This window comes from Streptomyces sp. NBC_00659 (assembly GCF_036226925.1).
Taxonomy (GTDB): Bacteria; Actinomycetota; Actinomycetes; order Streptomycetales; family Streptomycetaceae; genus Streptomyces.
On the sequence record NZ_CP109031.1, the window covers coordinates 755,159 to 768,582 of the forward strand.

14 protein-coding genes are annotated in these 13,424 nt (G+C 70.9%); 4 read left to right on the forward strand and 10 right to left on the reverse strand.

What is annotated here, in order from left to right:
• Window positions 1-117: 117 nt before the first annotated feature.
• The 4 genes from OG410_RS03080 (at window position 118) to OG410_RS03095 (ending at window position 3,021) form a co-directional block, all read left to right on the forward strand.
• Window positions 118-1,152 carry an LLM class flavin-dependent oxidoreductase gene (locus tag OG410_RS03080; protein ID WP_329297669.1) on the forward strand — a complete coding sequence of 345 codons (1,035 nt, stop codon included), beginning with the start codon at window positions 118-120 and terminating at the stop codon, window positions 1,150-1,152.
• A 1-nt stretch (window position 1,153) separates the two neighbouring features.
• On the forward strand, window positions 1,154-1,933 hold the full coding sequence (locus tag OG410_RS03085; RefSeq protein WP_329297670.1) for an alpha/beta hydrolase: 780 nt from the start codon (window positions 1,154-1,156) through the stop codon (window positions 1,931-1,933).
• A 104-nt stretch (window positions 1,934-2,037) separates the two neighbouring features.
• A complete protein-coding gene (gene ssuE, locus OG410_RS03090; RefSeq protein ID WP_329297671.1) occupies window positions 2,038-2,595 on the forward strand; it encodes an NADPH-dependent FMN reductase in 558 nt (185 codons plus the stop codon).
• A gap of 60 nt (window positions 2,596-2,655) precedes the next feature.
• The gene (locus tag OG410_RS03095; RefSeq protein WP_329297672.1) at window positions 2,656-3,021 is read left to right on the forward strand and encodes a YciI family protein; all 366 of its coding nucleotides are present in this window, start codon (window positions 2,656-2,658) and stop codon (window positions 3,019-3,021) included.
• Here the strand turns inward: OG410_RS03095 and OG410_RS03100 are convergent, their stop codons facing one another.
• The 10 genes from OG410_RS03100 to OG410_RS03140 all read right to left on the reverse strand — a co-directional run bounded on the left by OG410_RS03100 (window position 3,022) and on the right by OG410_RS03140 (window position 13,412).
• Complete coding sequence (locus OG410_RS03100) at window positions 3,022-4,149, reverse strand: NADAR family protein (RefSeq protein ID WP_329297673.1); 1,128 nt, start codon at window positions 4,147-4,149, stop codon at window positions 3,022-3,024.
• A 161-nt stretch (window positions 4,150-4,310) separates the two neighbouring features.
• The gene (locus OG410_RS03105; protein ID WP_329297674.1) at window positions 4,311-5,438 is read right to left on the reverse strand and encodes an MsnO8 family LLM class oxidoreductase; all 1,128 of its coding nucleotides are present in this window, start codon (window positions 5,436-5,438) and stop codon (window positions 4,311-4,313) included.
• 14 nt (window positions 5,439-5,452) lie between these two features.
• Window positions 5,453-6,574, reverse strand: coding sequence for an LLM class flavin-dependent oxidoreductase (locus tag OG410_RS03110; protein WP_329297675.1), 1,122 nt, complete (start codon window positions 6,572-6,574; stop codon window positions 5,453-5,455).
• Window positions 6,571-7,947 (reverse strand): NtaA/DmoA family FMN-dependent monooxygenase, encoded by a 1,377-nt coding sequence (locus OG410_RS03115; RefSeq protein ID WP_329297676.1) that lies wholly within the window; start codon window positions 7,945-7,947, stop codon window positions 6,571-6,573. Before OG410_RS03115 ends, OG410_RS03110 begins: the two co-directional genes overlap by 4 nt.
• Before the next feature lie 19 nt (window positions 7,948-7,966).
• Window positions 7,967-9,175, reverse strand: coding sequence for an LLM class flavin-dependent oxidoreductase (locus tag OG410_RS03120; protein WP_329297677.1), 1,209 nt, complete (start codon window positions 9,173-9,175; stop codon window positions 7,967-7,969).
• 73 nt (window positions 9,176-9,248) lie between these two features.
• Window positions 9,249-9,362, reverse strand: coding sequence for a putative leader peptide (locus tag OG410_RS42500; RefSeq protein WP_328456591.1), 114 nt, complete (start codon window positions 9,360-9,362; stop codon window positions 9,249-9,251).
• A 104-nt stretch (window positions 9,363-9,466) separates the two neighbouring features.
• Window positions 9,467-10,246: a GNAT family N-acetyltransferase gene (locus OG410_RS03125; protein WP_329297678.1), complete on the reverse strand. Its 780-nt coding sequence runs from the start codon at window positions 10,244-10,246 to the stop codon at window positions 9,467-9,469.
• A gap of 89 nt (window positions 10,247-10,335) precedes the next feature.
• Window positions 10,336-11,361 carry a transporter substrate-binding domain-containing protein gene (locus OG410_RS03130; protein ID WP_329297679.1) on the reverse strand — a complete coding sequence of 342 codons (1,026 nt, stop codon included), beginning with the start codon at window positions 11,359-11,361 and terminating at the stop codon, window positions 10,336-10,338.
• A gap of 150 nt (window positions 11,362-11,511) precedes the next feature.
• Window positions 11,512-12,411, reverse strand: a complete 900-nt coding sequence (locus tag OG410_RS03135; RefSeq protein ID WP_329297680.1) for an amino acid ABC transporter ATP-binding protein — start codon at window positions 12,409-12,411, stop codon at window positions 11,512-11,514.
• Window positions 12,408-13,412, reverse strand: coding sequence for an amino acid ABC transporter permease (locus tag OG410_RS03140; protein WP_329297681.1), 1,005 nt, complete (start codon window positions 13,410-13,412; stop codon window positions 12,408-12,410). Before OG410_RS03140 ends, OG410_RS03135 begins: the two co-directional genes overlap by 4 nt.
• Window positions 13,413-13,424 lie beyond the last annotated feature (12 nt).

Here is a 13,424-nt window from a genome sequence, read left to right on the forward strand (position 1 = left end):
GATTCGCGCCGCGACCGGCCGGTGGACCACGCCTTCGCCTCCACCGGCCGGGTCCACCGGCTCGCTCACCCGACAACCGGCCGGCACGGCGGCCCGACACCGAAAGGCCGACACCCCATGACGAGCGAGCGACCACGTTTCAGGCTCGGCTTCCTCACCCACGTCCAGGGACGCGATCCCGACATCGCCCGCACCTACCGCAACGCGCAGGAACTGTTCACCGTGGCGGACGAACTCGGCTTCGACGTCGGCTGGGTCGCCCAGCACCACGTCTCCCTCGGGGGCGGCGGACTGTCCTCGCCCTGGACCTTCCTCGCCCACGCGGCCGCGCGGACCACCCGGATCCGGCTGGGCACCGCCGTCACCGTCCTCCCGCTGGAGGATCCGGTCCGGCTCGCTGAGGACATCGCCACCGTCGACGCCCTCAGCGGTGGCCGGGTCGAGATCGGCGTGGGCAGCGGATCGAGCGCCCTGGAGTACGCCGCGTTCGGCAAGGACGCCGACCGCAAGCGCGAACTGACCAGCGAGAACCTCGACGTCCTGCGCCGGGCCCTGGCCCACGACGACGTGGGTACACCCGGCTTCCGCATCCAGCCCCGCCCCGGCGACTTCGGCCGCCGCTTCTGGCAGGGCGTCTTCAGCGCGCAGGGTGCCGAGTACGCCGCGCGCAGCGGCTCGAACCTGCTGCTCAACCGGGCGGCCTACGGGTTCGACGCCCCCACCGACGAGGTGCAACGCCCCTGGGCCGACGCCTTCCTCGCCGCCTGGGACCAGCCTCACCGCCCGCGCATCGGCCTGTCCCGCTTCGTCTTCCCGGCCAAGGACCGGCGCACGGCGCTCCGCGCGATCGGCGACGACGTGCACCGGGCGGCACTGCGCATGGCCGAGAGCGGCGCGTTCCCGGAGGGCCTCGGCCCGGACGAGGCGCTGCGCCGCTTCCACGCCTTCTACGGCCATCCCGACGACATCGTCGAGGCCCTGGGCCGCGAGAAGGTCCTGCCCGTCGCGACCGACCTGATCACCCAGTTCAACCCCGCCGTCCCCGACCACGACGCCTCCGTCCGTGCCCTCGAACTCATCGCGACCGAGGTGGCACCCGCGCTGGGCTGGAAGCCCGCGCACACGGACGAGCCCGCACCCGCAGGAGTATGAGATGACCCAGTACAGCGACCACCACGGGCCCGAGGGGCTCCTCGTCCGCGGCACGATCATCGTGGTGCCCGGTCGCGGCGAGACCCGGGCGACCTACGCGCGCTTCGGCGGGCGGCTCGCCGCCGACGCCTACCGCGTCCGGGTGATCGACCCCCCGGCCCTCGACGCCGAGGACCCGACCGCGTCCCTGACCGGTCTGGCGGCCCGGCTCGCCGAGGCCGTGGAGGGCACCTCCTCGAAGGACGGGGTCGTACGGCCTGTCGTCCTCGTCGGGGCGGACTCGGGGGCCGCCGCGCTCGCCGCGCTCCTCGGCGGGGCCCAGGCTCCGGCCGCCTGGTGGCCGGACGCCCTCGTCCTCGCCGGCCTTCCCGGCCCGTCCGCGGAGACCGGCGAGGGCGTCGGGACGTGGGACGACGAGCTCGACGTCCGCACCTCGTGCCCCACTCATCGGGGCAACCTCTCCCAGGACCCCCAGGTACGGCGAGGGTCGCTCAACGACGCGATACCGGAATCCGTGATCGGCGCGGCCTACGACAGCGAGACACCCGTCCCGACCCTGCTGCTCGTCGGCGACTCCGATCCGCTCGCCGACGACGAGGCGCTCGCCCGCCTGGCCAAGTCGCTGCCCCTGGCCCGCCTTTCGGCCGTGCGCGGCGCCCACCACGACGTCCTCAACGACCTCCAGCACCGCTCGGTGGCGGCCGAGGTCGTCACCTTCCTCGAAGCGCTGCGGGGTGGTGACCCGCGGCCGCTGATCACCGTGCGCTCGAGCGCCTGGTGAGGGCTCGCGGTGCGGTCGCGGCGGGTGAACTCTCCGCCGCGACCGCACCGCCGTCCGCCGCACACCCGCTTCACGTAACCGAATCCCGACCCGGAAGGTCCGCCATGGCCACGATCGTGTCCGTCTCCGGAAGCCCCTCCCCCACCTCTCGCACCACGCGTCTCCTGCGTCACCTGGACGACCGGCTCCGCCTCCAGGGCCATGAGGTGATTCCGCTGGAGGTACGTGCACTTCCCGCCCACGCGCTGCTCGGGGCCGACTTCCAGCACCCCGCGATCATCGAGGCCGCCGCCCTGATCGAGGGGGCGGACGGGGTGGTGATCGGCACGCCCGTGTACAAGGCCGCCTACTCGGGCCTGTTGAAGTCGCTGCTCGACCTGCTCCCGCAGTACGCGCTGGCCGGCAAGACGGTACTGCCCCTCGCGACCGGCGGCAGCACGGCCCATGTCCTCGCCATCGACTACGCGTTGCGCCCGGTGCTCACTTCCATGGGCGCGTCGCACATCGTGCCCGGCTGGTTCACCCTCGACAAGGATGTCACCGCCGGCGAGGACGGCACAGCCGTGATCGCGCCCGCCGCGGCCCAGGCGCTGGAGCAGGTGACGGACCACTTCTCCGCCGCGCTGGGAGGCCGCACGACCGCCCTCGCCTCGACCGGCTGAACCGGACCGCCGGCATCGCCCCGCACCGTGGATGTCAGTCCCCGGTGCCGGCATGGAGCCATGAAATACATGGTGCTGATGTACGCCGATCCCGCGGCGACCGAAGCGATGACGGCGGAGCAGCGGACCGAGGTGTTCCGCCGGCACGAAGCCCTCCACAAGGATCTGGAGGGCTCGGGCGAGCTGCTGAACGGAGCAGGGCCGGCCTATCCGCGGGACACCACGACCCTGCGATGGAACGAGGAAGGACCGGCCGCGGCCGCCGGGCCGTTCGTGGAAGCCGCCGAACACCTCACCGCCTACTACGTGATCGAGTGCGCGAGCCCCGAGCGGGCGCGCGCCATCGCCGAGCGCGTACTCGACTTCCACGTGGTGGCGGTCGAGGTGCGGCCGATCCACGACGTGTTCGGCATGGGAGACGGCTGATCACACGCTTCCGACGCCGGATTCCTCGAACCGGAGCAATTGCTGGGCGGCGAGCTCGGAACGGGTCAGTTCGAGCAGTCGTCCGATCCAGTTTCGCCCTCGGCCGTCGGACACGTCTCGCCAGAAAGGCGAGTCCGAGAGACCGGTGTAGCTGATCCTGGCATCCTCGGTGGACACGAGGACCCGGCCGAGTGCGGGGTGCTGCGTGAACTTCGCGCGAAGGAGACCTGCCATGACCGCGAGGCGAACCTCCGGCCAGTCGGTCCTGTGCTTCACCTGACCGCCCAGGTCATGTGCCTCCCGTCCGGAGGCCGCGTCCCGGATTCTCCTTCTGTCGGCGTCGTCCGCCGCCGCCCATGCCCAATACCCATGCAGAACGGACGCGTAGCATTCGTCGGCGAACACGATCTGCGCCGGGAAGTCGTTGCGGAGCATGAACAGACCCGGCTCCTCGGGCCAGCCCTGGGGGTAGACGGTCTCGTGGGAGATCAGAGCCGGTCGGCCAGGTCCTGAAGGATCGTCGGAATGCCGGGCGGCTCGCCGCTCTTTCTCGCTCTGGACTCCCTGATCTCCGGCGTCGAAGTAGTTCAGGACGTCCTGATGCATCTTCGCTGTCACGACCGGGCCATCGCCGTCGACGGGCTCACCGATGTCCGTGAGCAGGATCCGCAAGGGTCGGTCCTGACGGTCCATGTCCCCGAGGACATAGATCCGAAGATGCGGTGGCACCGCCAGGTATGCCGCTCGGAGAAGTGCCCGGTTGGACTCGGCCGGCTCCTGCTGAAAGCGTCGGATCGCATCACGGCACCGTTGCCCGGCAGTCGGCCGCTCGTTGAGCGCCTCGATGCGGTCGGAGACGTCCAGAAGAAATCCCTCTGGTGTCAGCGGTTCCCCGCGACGGGAGGCCCACTTCGATGGCTCGTCGGGAAGCGGCGGAGCGTCAGGCCCGGTCACCGCCAGTCGGCCCGTCGCCAGCATCCTCCCGAGGCCGGCCAGGTCTGTGCGTTCTCCACAGGTGATCGCCCCGTCCGCAAAGACGATCAGGTCGTCGACGTAGTAATCAGCATCTGCCCGATACCGCCGCCAGACGTGGCACCAGGCCCCGTCGATCCTCTCTCCGCCCACCATCCGATAGGTCGGTCCCCGCCAAGTCATGGGCGCACGCTATCGCCTGTCCTTCGCGAGCGGTACGCGTGGACGCTCACGTGACGGCCCCGTGCCCGCAGTCCCGGGCACGGGGTTCACGGCTCGCCGGCTGCGGCCGTCTCTCCTGAGAGGCCGACGCCGGCTCACCGCACGCGCCACTCCTCGGCCAGCAGCTCGTACGACCGCACCCGGTCCGTGTGCCCGTGAGTGATGGTCGTGATCAGCAACTCGTCGGCGCCGGTGGCTTCTTGGAGCTGCTCCAATTGGTCGGCGACGCGGCGCGGTGAGCCGACGAACTGGGTGTCGAGGCGGTCCTGGACGAGTGCCCGGTCGGCGTCCGACCAGACGTGGGCGCGTGCCTCGTCCGGCGTGGGGAACTCGATGGCCCCCTCTGCCGTACGGATGCTGCGGACCCAGAGGCCGTATCCCGTGGCGAGTTCACGGGCCCTCTCGTCGTCCTCGGCGACCACGACGTCCGCGGACACGCTGACGTACGGCTTGTCGAGGACCTCGGAGGGCTGGAACGCCGCCCGGTAGCCGTCCACCGCCTCCAGCACGGTGGCCGGACTCACGTGGTAGTTCGCCGCGAACCTCAGCCCTCCCCGGCCCGCGACCTCGGCGCTCGTCCCACCGCTGCTGCCCAGGATCCACAGTTGCAGGTCCGCGCCCTCACCGGGGACGGCGCGCGCCCGCGTGCCGTCCGCCGAGCGGTAGGTGCCCGCGAGCAGCGCGAGGATGTCGTCGATCTGCTCGCCGTAGTCCTGCGACCGGGCGTTGGGCTGCTGGAGGAGGGCGCGCTGGACGGCGACCCGCGGTGAGCCCAGAAGGTGTTCGAAGGAGAAGCGGGGTGGAATGCGGAGTCCGTTCGGGGCGCGGCCGTCGACCACGGGAGTCGCCGTCACGGGCGGGACGGAGGGCGGGCCGGACGGTTTGCCGCCGGAGCGCCCGAGGCCCAGGTCGAGGCGCCCGGGGTGCAGCGCGTCGATCAGGCCGAACTCCTCGACCGTGGACAGGGCGGTACGGTGGCCGAGTTGCACGGCACCGGAGCCGAGACGGATGGTCGAGGTCGCGGAGGCGGTCAGGGCGAGGACGACCGCGGGCGAGGTTCCGGCCACGCCCGGGTTGAGATGGTGTTCGGCGAACCAGTAGCGGGCGTACCCGAGACTCTCGGCCCGCCGGGCCAGATCGATGGAGTTGCGCAGGGCGTCACCGGCGGTGGAGCCGGAGGAGACCGGAACGAGATCAAGGACGCCGAGAGGGATGTCGGACATGGGCGGAGGCCTCCTCAGCGCTCAGCGGATGTGCGGGCGGGTACGAGAGCGGGTACGGCTTCGGGCGCGGGCTCGGACGACCCGAGGACCGGCTCCCACGGGAACGGCGGGTCGGGAATCTCGCGGCGCAGCACGGGTGCGACGGCGGACTGGAACAGTTCGAGCGAGTCGCGGTGCTGACGGTCGGTCAGCCCTCCGGCGTCCGCGTGCAGATGCAGCACGCTGTGCCCGAACTCCGCGTGATACCGGTGCACTTTGTCGATGATCTGCTGGGGACTGCCGATGAGTGCCGAGCTGCGCTCCACGAAGTCCTCCAGCGAGGTGAACACCGGTTCCAGGCCGAGGCGCTTCTGGAACGCCAGGTTTCCCTCGAAGACGGGCCGGTAGGCGGTGAGCGCCTCCTGGGAGGTCCGGGCCGCGTAGATGCCGGCCGTCCCCGCGCCGACCACGATGCCGGCCGGATCGTGGCCGTAGTGCTCCCAGCGTTCGCGGTAGTGGCGGATCAACTCGGCGTACGGCTCGATGGGGTTGGTGACGTTGGCGGAGAAGAGCGGGTCCCCGTGGCGGGCGGCCAGGTCGACCGACTCCTTGCTGGTGGCGCTGCCGTGCCAGACCCGGACGGGGCGCTGGAGGGGACGGGGCCACACCTCGGCGTCCTTGAGTTCCGGACGGAAACGGGTCGCCGCCGTGACCTTGTCCTGCCGCCAGATCCGGCGGAACACCTCGTAGCTCTCGGCGTTGCGGTCCCACTGGTCCTCGGGGGTGACCTGGAACAGCTCCCGTTGCGCGGCACCGTTCCCCTTGCCGACGATCAGCTCCAGACGTCCGCCCGACAGATGGTCGAGCGTCGCGTAGTCCTCGTACGCCCGTACCGGGTCGAGGAGGCTGAGTGTGGTGACCGCGGTGAACAGCCGGATCCGTGAGGTGAGCGCGGCGATGTGGCTGAGGACCACGGGCGGTGAGGACGAGATGAACGGGCGCTCGTGCCGCTCCCCCACGCCGAAGCCGTCGAAGCCCAGCTCCTCGGCGAGCAGCGCGTTGTCGATCACCTCGCGGAAGCGGTCGTTCGTGGGTTTCTGTATCCCGGTGACGGGGTGGGGCGCGTGCACGATCAAGGTGATCGCCAGGAACTTCATGACGCCACCCGGTCGGCCGGTGTCCGGGCGTCGGGGTGGGCGAGGCCGAGATGGTCGCGCAGGGTGGTGCCCTCGTACTCGGTGCGGTGGACGCCGCGTTCCTGGAGGAGCGGGACGACCTTGTCGGCGAAGGTGTCGAGGCCGCCCGGGGTGATGTGCGGGACGAGGATGAAGCCGTCGGAGGCGTCCGCCTGGACGAAGTCGTTGATGGTCGCGGCGACGGTGGCGGGGCTGCCGACGAAGGCCTGCCTGCTGCCGGTCTCGATGACGAGGTCGCGGATGGACCACTTGTTGGCGGCCGCCCGCTCGCGCCACTCACGGGCGGTGGCCAGCGGGTCGCGGTACATCCGGACCTGCGCGCGGCCTCGGGCGACGGTGTGTTCGCCGAGGTCCGGGTCGATGTCGGGAAGCGGGCCGTCCGGGTCGTAGGCGGACAGGTCGCGGTTCCAGACGAATTCCAGGTGCTTGATGGCGGTGGCCCCGCTGACCTGGAGGCGCCGTACCTCGCGGGCGTGCTCCTCGGCCTCGGCGTCGGTGTCCCCGAGCACGAAGGTCGCGGCGGGCAGGATCAGCAGCTGGTCGGAGCGACGGCCGTAGCGGGCGAGACGCGCCTTGACATCCGTGTAGAAGGCCTGGCCCTCCTTGAGCGTGGAGTAGCGGCTGAAGATGGCGTCGGCGCCGGAGGCGGCGAACTCGCGGCCTTCCTCGGAGTCACCGGCCTGGAAGATCACCGGGCGGCCCTGCGGGGAGCGCGGGACGTTGAACTGCCCCTCGATGTCGAAGTGTTGTCCGTGGTGGACGAAGGCTCCGGCCTTGGCGTCGTTGAGGAACGTGCCGCCCGCCCGGTCGGCGACGACCTCGTCCCCCCGCCAGGAGTCGAAGAGTTCGTTCGCCGTGGCCAGGAACTCCTTGGCCCGCGAGTAGCGCTCCTCCTGCGGCAGGAAGCCGCCGCGGCGGAAGTTCTCGCCGGTGAAGGCGTCCCAGGAGGTGACGACGTTCCAGGCGGCACGCCCGCCGGAGAGGTGGTCGAGGCTGGCGAACTGGCGGGCCACCTCGTAGGGCTCGTTGAAGGTGGAGTTGATGGTGCCGGTCAGACCCAGGTGTTCGGTGACGGCGGCGAGCGCGGCGAGGACGGTGAAGGTGTCGGGCCGTCCGACGACGTCCAGGTCGTAGATGTGTCCGCCCTGTTCGCGCAGGCGCAGGCCTTCGGCGAGGAACAGGAAGTCGAACCTGGCGCGCTCGGCGGTGCGCGCGAAGTGCGCGAAGGAGCTGAACTCGATATGGCTGCCGGCCTCGGGGTCGCTCCACACGGTGGTGTTGTTGACGCCGGGGAAGTGCGCCGCGAGGTGGATCTGCTTGAGCGGCTTGCTCATGGTCGGGGGTCCTTCCGGCTCAGGCGGTGGTGGCGTAGCGGTTCGCGGGGTGGGTGAGTCCTAGCAGCCCGCGCAGGGTGTCGGCCTCGTAGGCCCGCCGGAAGGCGCCCCGGCGCTGGAGTTCGGGCACCAGGCCTCGGGTGATCGCGGGGAGGTCGTGCCCGACGACGGCGGGCCTCAGCCGGAAGCCGGACAGTCCCGCCTCACTCAACTCCAGGAGGAGATCGGCGAGTTCGGCCGGAGTTCCGGTGAAGATCCGGGCGTCACCGGTGTACGGGTGGCCCGCGAGGGCGTCCAGCCGCTCGCGACGGGCCTCGGCGGCTGCGGGGTCGTCGTCCAGGAAGACCACGAGGTCGCCGAAGACGTGCACGGTCTCGTCCCCCCGGCCGGCCGCGGTCTGTTCGGTGCGGATCTCCTCGACGATGGCGCGTGCCTGTTCGGCGTCGTGAGGGGTGACGTAGCCGAGGTCGGCGGCCCGGGCCACGAGCCGGTACGGGACGGTGGCGTGGGCCAGGGCGCTGACGATCGGCTGGCCCTGGGGCGGCCGGGGGGTGATGGAGGGGCCCTTGACGCTGAAGCGGCCGCTCTCGAAGTCGATGTAGTGCAGCTTGTCGCGGTCGATGAAGCGGCCGGTGGCGATGTCGCGTATCTCCGCGTCGTCCTCCCAGCTGTCCCAGAGCCTGCGGACCACCTCGACGTAGTCGGCGGCCTCCTCGAAGAGGTCGGTCACGAGCTCCTGCCCGGCGGGCGTGCGGTAGTCCTCGATCCGGAACGGCGGGAGGGTTCGGCGTCCGAAGTGCGCGGCCTCGTTCTGGCGTGCCGTGACCTGGACGCGCACACCGGCACGGCCGGTGCTCACATAGTCGAGGGTGGCTATGGCCTTGGAGATATGGAACGGCTCCGTGTGGGTGGCCACTACGGTCGGCACGATGCCGATGTGACGGGTCAGTGGCGCGATCCGCGCGGCGATGAGGACGGCGTCCAGGCGTCCGCGGACCTGGTCGGTGCGGCCGTCCGGTTCCGTGGGCGAGGAGGACTGGAGGCCGAGCGCGTCCTCGATGGTCACGAAGTCGAGCAGACCGTGCTCGGCCTCGGTGACCAGATCGGCCCAGTAGGCGGCGGTGAGCAGTTCACCGGGGCGGGAGACCGGTTCGCGCCAGGCGGCCGGGTGCCAGCCGGCGCCGTCGAGGGCGACGGCGAGGTGCAGGGGAGAGCGTGACGAGGACACGGGAGGTGCCTTCCTGATCGGCCGTACGAGGATTCCCGCCCCGGCGAGCGGGGCGGGGCTGCGTGAAGACGTGTCAGGGGCGACAGAGCGCGCCGGCGACCCGCTGCAGATCGATGTGCGGCCGGCCGTACAGGTGCAGGGGGCGGGGTGCGAGCGGCCTCGGCACGCGGCGCGACACACGGCGCATGTGCCCCACCTCCGCTCTCTCGGCCCGGTGCTCCCGGGTCTCGCGTCCGCCCGGCCCTCGCGGTTCCCCGACGGGGCGCCGCACGGTCGTGAACAGTCCCAACCTCACGGGTGTGCCGTTTCTTCCGCCTGCCCGGCATCTTCTTGCCCGGCGTGCGCCGACTGCTGTCCGCCGGGTGTGCGGACGAGCACGAACCGCGTGCGGCGGCGCAGGGTGAACCCGATCGACTCGTAGAGCCGGATCGCGTTCGTGTTGTCGGCGGCGGCGTGCAGGAAGGGGGTGTCTCCGCGCTCCCTGATCCCCGCCGCGACCGCGCGGACGAGACGGGTGGCCAGGCCCCGGCCTCGGTGGCCGGGGTGGGTGCACACCGCGCTGATCTCGGTCCAGCCCGGCGGGCGCAGGCGCTCGCCGGCCAGGGCGATCAGACGACCGCCTTCCCGGATGCCCAGGTAGGTGCCGAGTTCGACGGTACGGGGCAGGAAGGGGCCCGGCCGGGTGAGGGCGATCAGGCCGAGGATCTCGGGCACGTCGGCGGGGCCGAGCCGTACCGCTTCGGGCGCGGGCTCGGAGTGCAGCGTGGTGGCGGTCAACTGAACCCCGTCGCCGCTGTGTTCGATCGTCCAGCCGTCGGGCACGGCCTGCACCGCGGTGACGGGGGTGACCGCGCCCGGACCGACCAGTGCGGCCAGGTCGTCCCACGAGCGGGGGTCGGCGGGGTCGGCGAGGGCGGTGAACGGGGAGACGTCCGTGGGATAGCGGGCGGCCCGGCCGACGCGCTCGGCGAGGTGGGCGTGCGGACCGGTCAGCGCGGCCCACGCCGCGTTGTCGAGGACGTGCGGTGCGGTCGGACTCGGGGAAGGGGCGGCGTGGACGCTGGTGGACATGGCGGTGCGGGTTCTCCGTATCTGGAACGCGGCCGGACGCGCCCCGGGACTTCGCCGGGCGCGGCGAAGTCCCTTGGGCGCGCGGTGGTTCAGGAGTTGTCGAGCGGCAGGCCGGGCGGGTTGACCTGGGAGGTCTCCACCGCCTCGTCGGAGAGGTTCCAAGAGGCCAGCCACTTGCCGTACTGGCCGTTCTTGATCAGGTAGTTGATGGCATCGGCGACCGGCTTCGCGAGCCCGCTGTCCTTCTTCGCAGTGGCCGCGATCAGGCCCTGGATCGTCTCGCCCGCGCCGGAGAACTGGCCCGCATTGCGGGTCGGGTGGGGGGACTTGGCGTTCTGGGTGGCGCGGTAGGCGACAGCCGGGTTGGGGCCGAAGAAGGAGTCGATCTTCCCGCTGTTCAGCGCCAGGGTCGTGGCGTTGTTGTCCTGGTAGTACTTGACGGTGAACGTCTTGCCCGCCTTGGCCAGCTTCGCCTTCCACTCCAGCAGGATCTTCTCCTGGTTGGTGCCGGCACCCACCGCGACGGTCTGGCCGGCCAGGTTCCGGTAGTCGCCGTCGAAGTTCCACGTGCTCTTCTTCAGGACCTCGAAGGCGAGGTTGTCCTGCCGGTACGAGGCGAACTCGTACTTCTTCTTGCGCTCCTCGGTGTCGGTGACGTTGGAGAAGGCGACGTCCACCTTGCCGCTGTCGACGCCGACGAACAGGTTCTCCCAGGTCGAGTTCTTCACCACCGGCTTCAGCCCGAGGACCGCGGCGACCAGCTTGCCGAGGTCGGGTTCGCTGCCGGTGAGCGTCTTCTGGTCCTGTCCGACGAAGTTCAAGGGCGGGGACCCGGCGGGCAGTGCGCCGATCCCCACCACCAACGTGCCTCTCTCGGCTACGGACTTGGGCAGCTCATCGCTGATCGACTTCACCTCGGAGACCTTCAGCACGGTCTCCTTGGCGGCCCCGTTGGAGAGCGCGCCCACGGTCACGGTTCCGGCCGCGTCGGTCCGCGTGCGGGTGGCGGCGTCGCTGTCTCCCCCGCACGCGGCGAGAGTGGCGGCGAGGGAGGCGACGGCGGCGGTCGCGGCGACGCCGCGGAGGGCCTTGCGGTTCAGACTGAAGGTGGGCATGGCTGTCCTTGTCGGGTGTGCGGTGAGAGATGTGGGGGAACGGGCCCGGCGGGCCGCCGAATCGGGGAAGAGCCGCCCCGCCGCGGGTCGGGGCGGTGAGGCAGGAGCACCTCTGCGAGAGGTGTCTCGCTGCGCGTCGAGAGGAAGCGGTCAGAGCACCTTGCTCAGGAACTCTCTGGTGCGCGCTTCTCGCGGATGGTCCAACACCTGCTCGGGCGGGCCCTGTTCGACGATGCGGCCGCCGTCCATGAAGACCACCCGGTCGGCGATCTCGCGGGCGAAGCCGATCTCGTGGGTGACGATGACCAGCGTGGTGCCGCTGTGGGCCAGATCCTTGATGACGGCGAGGACCTCGCCGACCAGTTCGGGGTCGAGCGCCGACGTCGGTTCGTCGAAGAGGATGACTCCGGGACGCAGGGCGAGCGCGCGGGCGATGGCCACGCGCTGCTGCTGACCGCCCGACAACTGCCGGGGGTAGGCGGCCGCCTTGTCGGCCAGGCCCACCCGGGCGAGCAGATCGCGGGCCAGTTCCCGCGCCCCGGCCCTGGACAGCCGCCCGGTCGCCACGGGAGCGGCGGCCACGTTGTCCAGCACGGTCAGGTGCGGGAAGAGGTTGAAGTTCTGGAACACGAACCCGATCCGGCTGCGCTGGGCCAGGATGGCCCGCTCGCTCAGCTCCTTGAGACGGTCGCCGTGCCTGCGTACGCCGATGAGCTCACCGTTCAGGCTCACATGGCCGATCTCGGGCTTCTCCAGGTGGTTGATCACCCGCAGGAGGGTGGACTTTCCGGAGCCGGACGGGCCGAGGACGACCGTCACCTCGCCGGGCCGAACGGTCAACTCCACACCGTCCAGCACCCGTTGGGCTCCGTACCACTTGTGCACATCGTGCACCTCGACCGCGGCCGGCTCGACCTGGAGCGCTCCGGCGCTCTCGGCGGTCGCCGCGGCGTCCGCCGCCGGGGCGGAGGAGGTCGACGCCGCTTCCGTCGCGTCGGCGGCCTGGGCCGTCCGAGTCCTCACTGTCGTCAGATGGGTCTCGCCGCTCATATCGCCGTCTCCCTCCGGAACCGGGCCCGCACGTCACGCAGAGCGTTCCGCGCCTTCTGCAACGGGGTCGGCGGCAGGGTGCGCAGCGCGCCCCGCGAGTAGTACCGCTCGACGTAGAACTGGATGACGGACACGACGCTGGTGAGGATCAGATACCAGGCGGTGGCCACGAGGAGCAGCGGCACGATGTCGCCGGGGTAGGTGCTGCCCATGCTCTGCACCGAGCCGAACAGGTCCAGCAGGGACACGTAGAAGACCAGCGAGGTGCCCTTGATCAGGCCGATCAGCTGGTTCACGTAGTTGGGGGTGATGGAGCGCAGTGCCTGCGGGAAGACGATCTTCGCGAACTGGTACCGCTTCGGCAGTCCCAGGGCGGAGGCCGCCTCGTGCTGGCCCTGGTCGACGGAGAGAACGCCGCCGCGTACCACTTCGGAGGCGTACGCCGCTTCGTTCAGGCTCAGTCCTACGACGGCGACGGCCATGTCGGTGGCCAGGCGGGACTCGTCGAAGGTGAAGAAGGCCGGCCCGAACGGAACGCCCACGCTCAACGTCTGGTACAGCGCGCTGAAGTTGTAGAGGAACAGCAGGACCACGATCAGCGGCACCGACCGGAACAGCCAGGTGTAGACCCAGCTCACCGCGCGCAGCACCGGGCTCCGGGAGAGCCTGGCCAGAGCCAGCACGATACCGCCGAGAAGGCCCAGCACGGCGCTGTAGAGGGCCACTTCGAGGGTGATGAGCAGGCCGTCGAGAATGGTGGGGCGGAAGAACCAGTACTGGAACCGATCCCACTGGTAGAAGGGGTTGGTCACCAGGCCGTGGGCGATCTGGGCGGCCAGCACGAGCACGACGGCCGTGATGATCCAGCGGCCGGGACGCCGGAGCGGAAGGACCCGCTGGGCCGCCAGAGGCTTGGGCGCGGCGGGGAAGTCGGTACGGGGGATCGCCTCGGCGGGCGTCGCTGTTCCCAAGGACACAGCGCTGCCGGGAGGTTGACTCATGGAGAGCTCCAG

What these genes read in the sequence shown, in the direction of transcription:
- OG410_RS03105 (WP_329297674.1), bottom strand. Translation starts at nt 5,438, where the DNA reads ATGTCCGACATCCCTCTCGGCGTCCTTGATCTCGTTCCGGTCTCCTCC.
- OG410_RS03130 (WP_329297679.1), bottom strand. Translation starts at nt 11,361, where the DNA reads ATGCCCACCTTCAGTCTGAACCGCAAGGCCCTCCGCGGCGTCGCCGCG.
- OG410_RS42500 (WP_328456591.1), bottom strand. Translation starts at nt 9,362, where the DNA reads ATGCGCCGTGTGTCGCGCCGCGTGCCGAGGCCGCTCGCACCCCGCCCC.
- OG410_RS03080 (WP_329297669.1), top strand. Translation starts at nt 118, where the DNA reads ATGACGAGCGAGCGACCACGTTTCAGGCTCGGCTTCCTCACCCACGTC.
- OG410_RS03100 (WP_329297673.1), bottom strand. Translation starts at nt 4,149, where the DNA reads ATGGTGGGCGGAGAGAGGATCGACGGGGCCTGGTGCCACGTCTGGCGG.
- OG410_RS03125 (WP_329297678.1), bottom strand. Translation starts at nt 10,246, where the DNA reads ATGTCCACCAGCGTCCACGCCGCCCCTTCCCCGAGTCCGACCGCACCG.
- OG410_RS03135 (WP_329297680.1), bottom strand. Translation starts at nt 12,411, where the DNA reads ATGAGCGGCGAGACCCATCTGACGACAGTGAGGACTCGGACGGCCCAG.
- OG410_RS03140 (WP_329297681.1), bottom strand. Translation starts at nt 13,412, where the DNA reads ATGAGTCAACCTCCCGGCAGCGCTGTGTCCTTGGGAACAGCGACGCCC.
- OG410_RS03085 (WP_329297670.1), top strand. Translation starts at nt 1,154, where the DNA reads ATGACCCAGTACAGCGACCACCACGGGCCCGAGGGGCTCCTCGTCCGC.
- OG410_RS03110 (WP_329297675.1), bottom strand. Translation starts at nt 6,574, where the DNA reads ATGAAGTTCCTGGCGATCACCTTGATCGTGCACGCGCCCCACCCCGTC.
- OG410_RS03095 (WP_329297672.1), top strand. Translation starts at nt 2,656, where the DNA reads ATGAAATACATGGTGCTGATGTACGCCGATCCCGCGGCGACCGAAGCG.
- ssuE (WP_329297671.1), top strand. Translation starts at nt 2,038, where the DNA reads ATGGCCACGATCGTGTCCGTCTCCGGAAGCCCCTCCCCCACCTCTCGC.
- OG410_RS03115 (WP_329297676.1), bottom strand. Translation starts at nt 7,947, where the DNA reads ATGAGCAAGCCGCTCAAGCAGATCCACCTCGCGGCGCACTTCCCCGGC.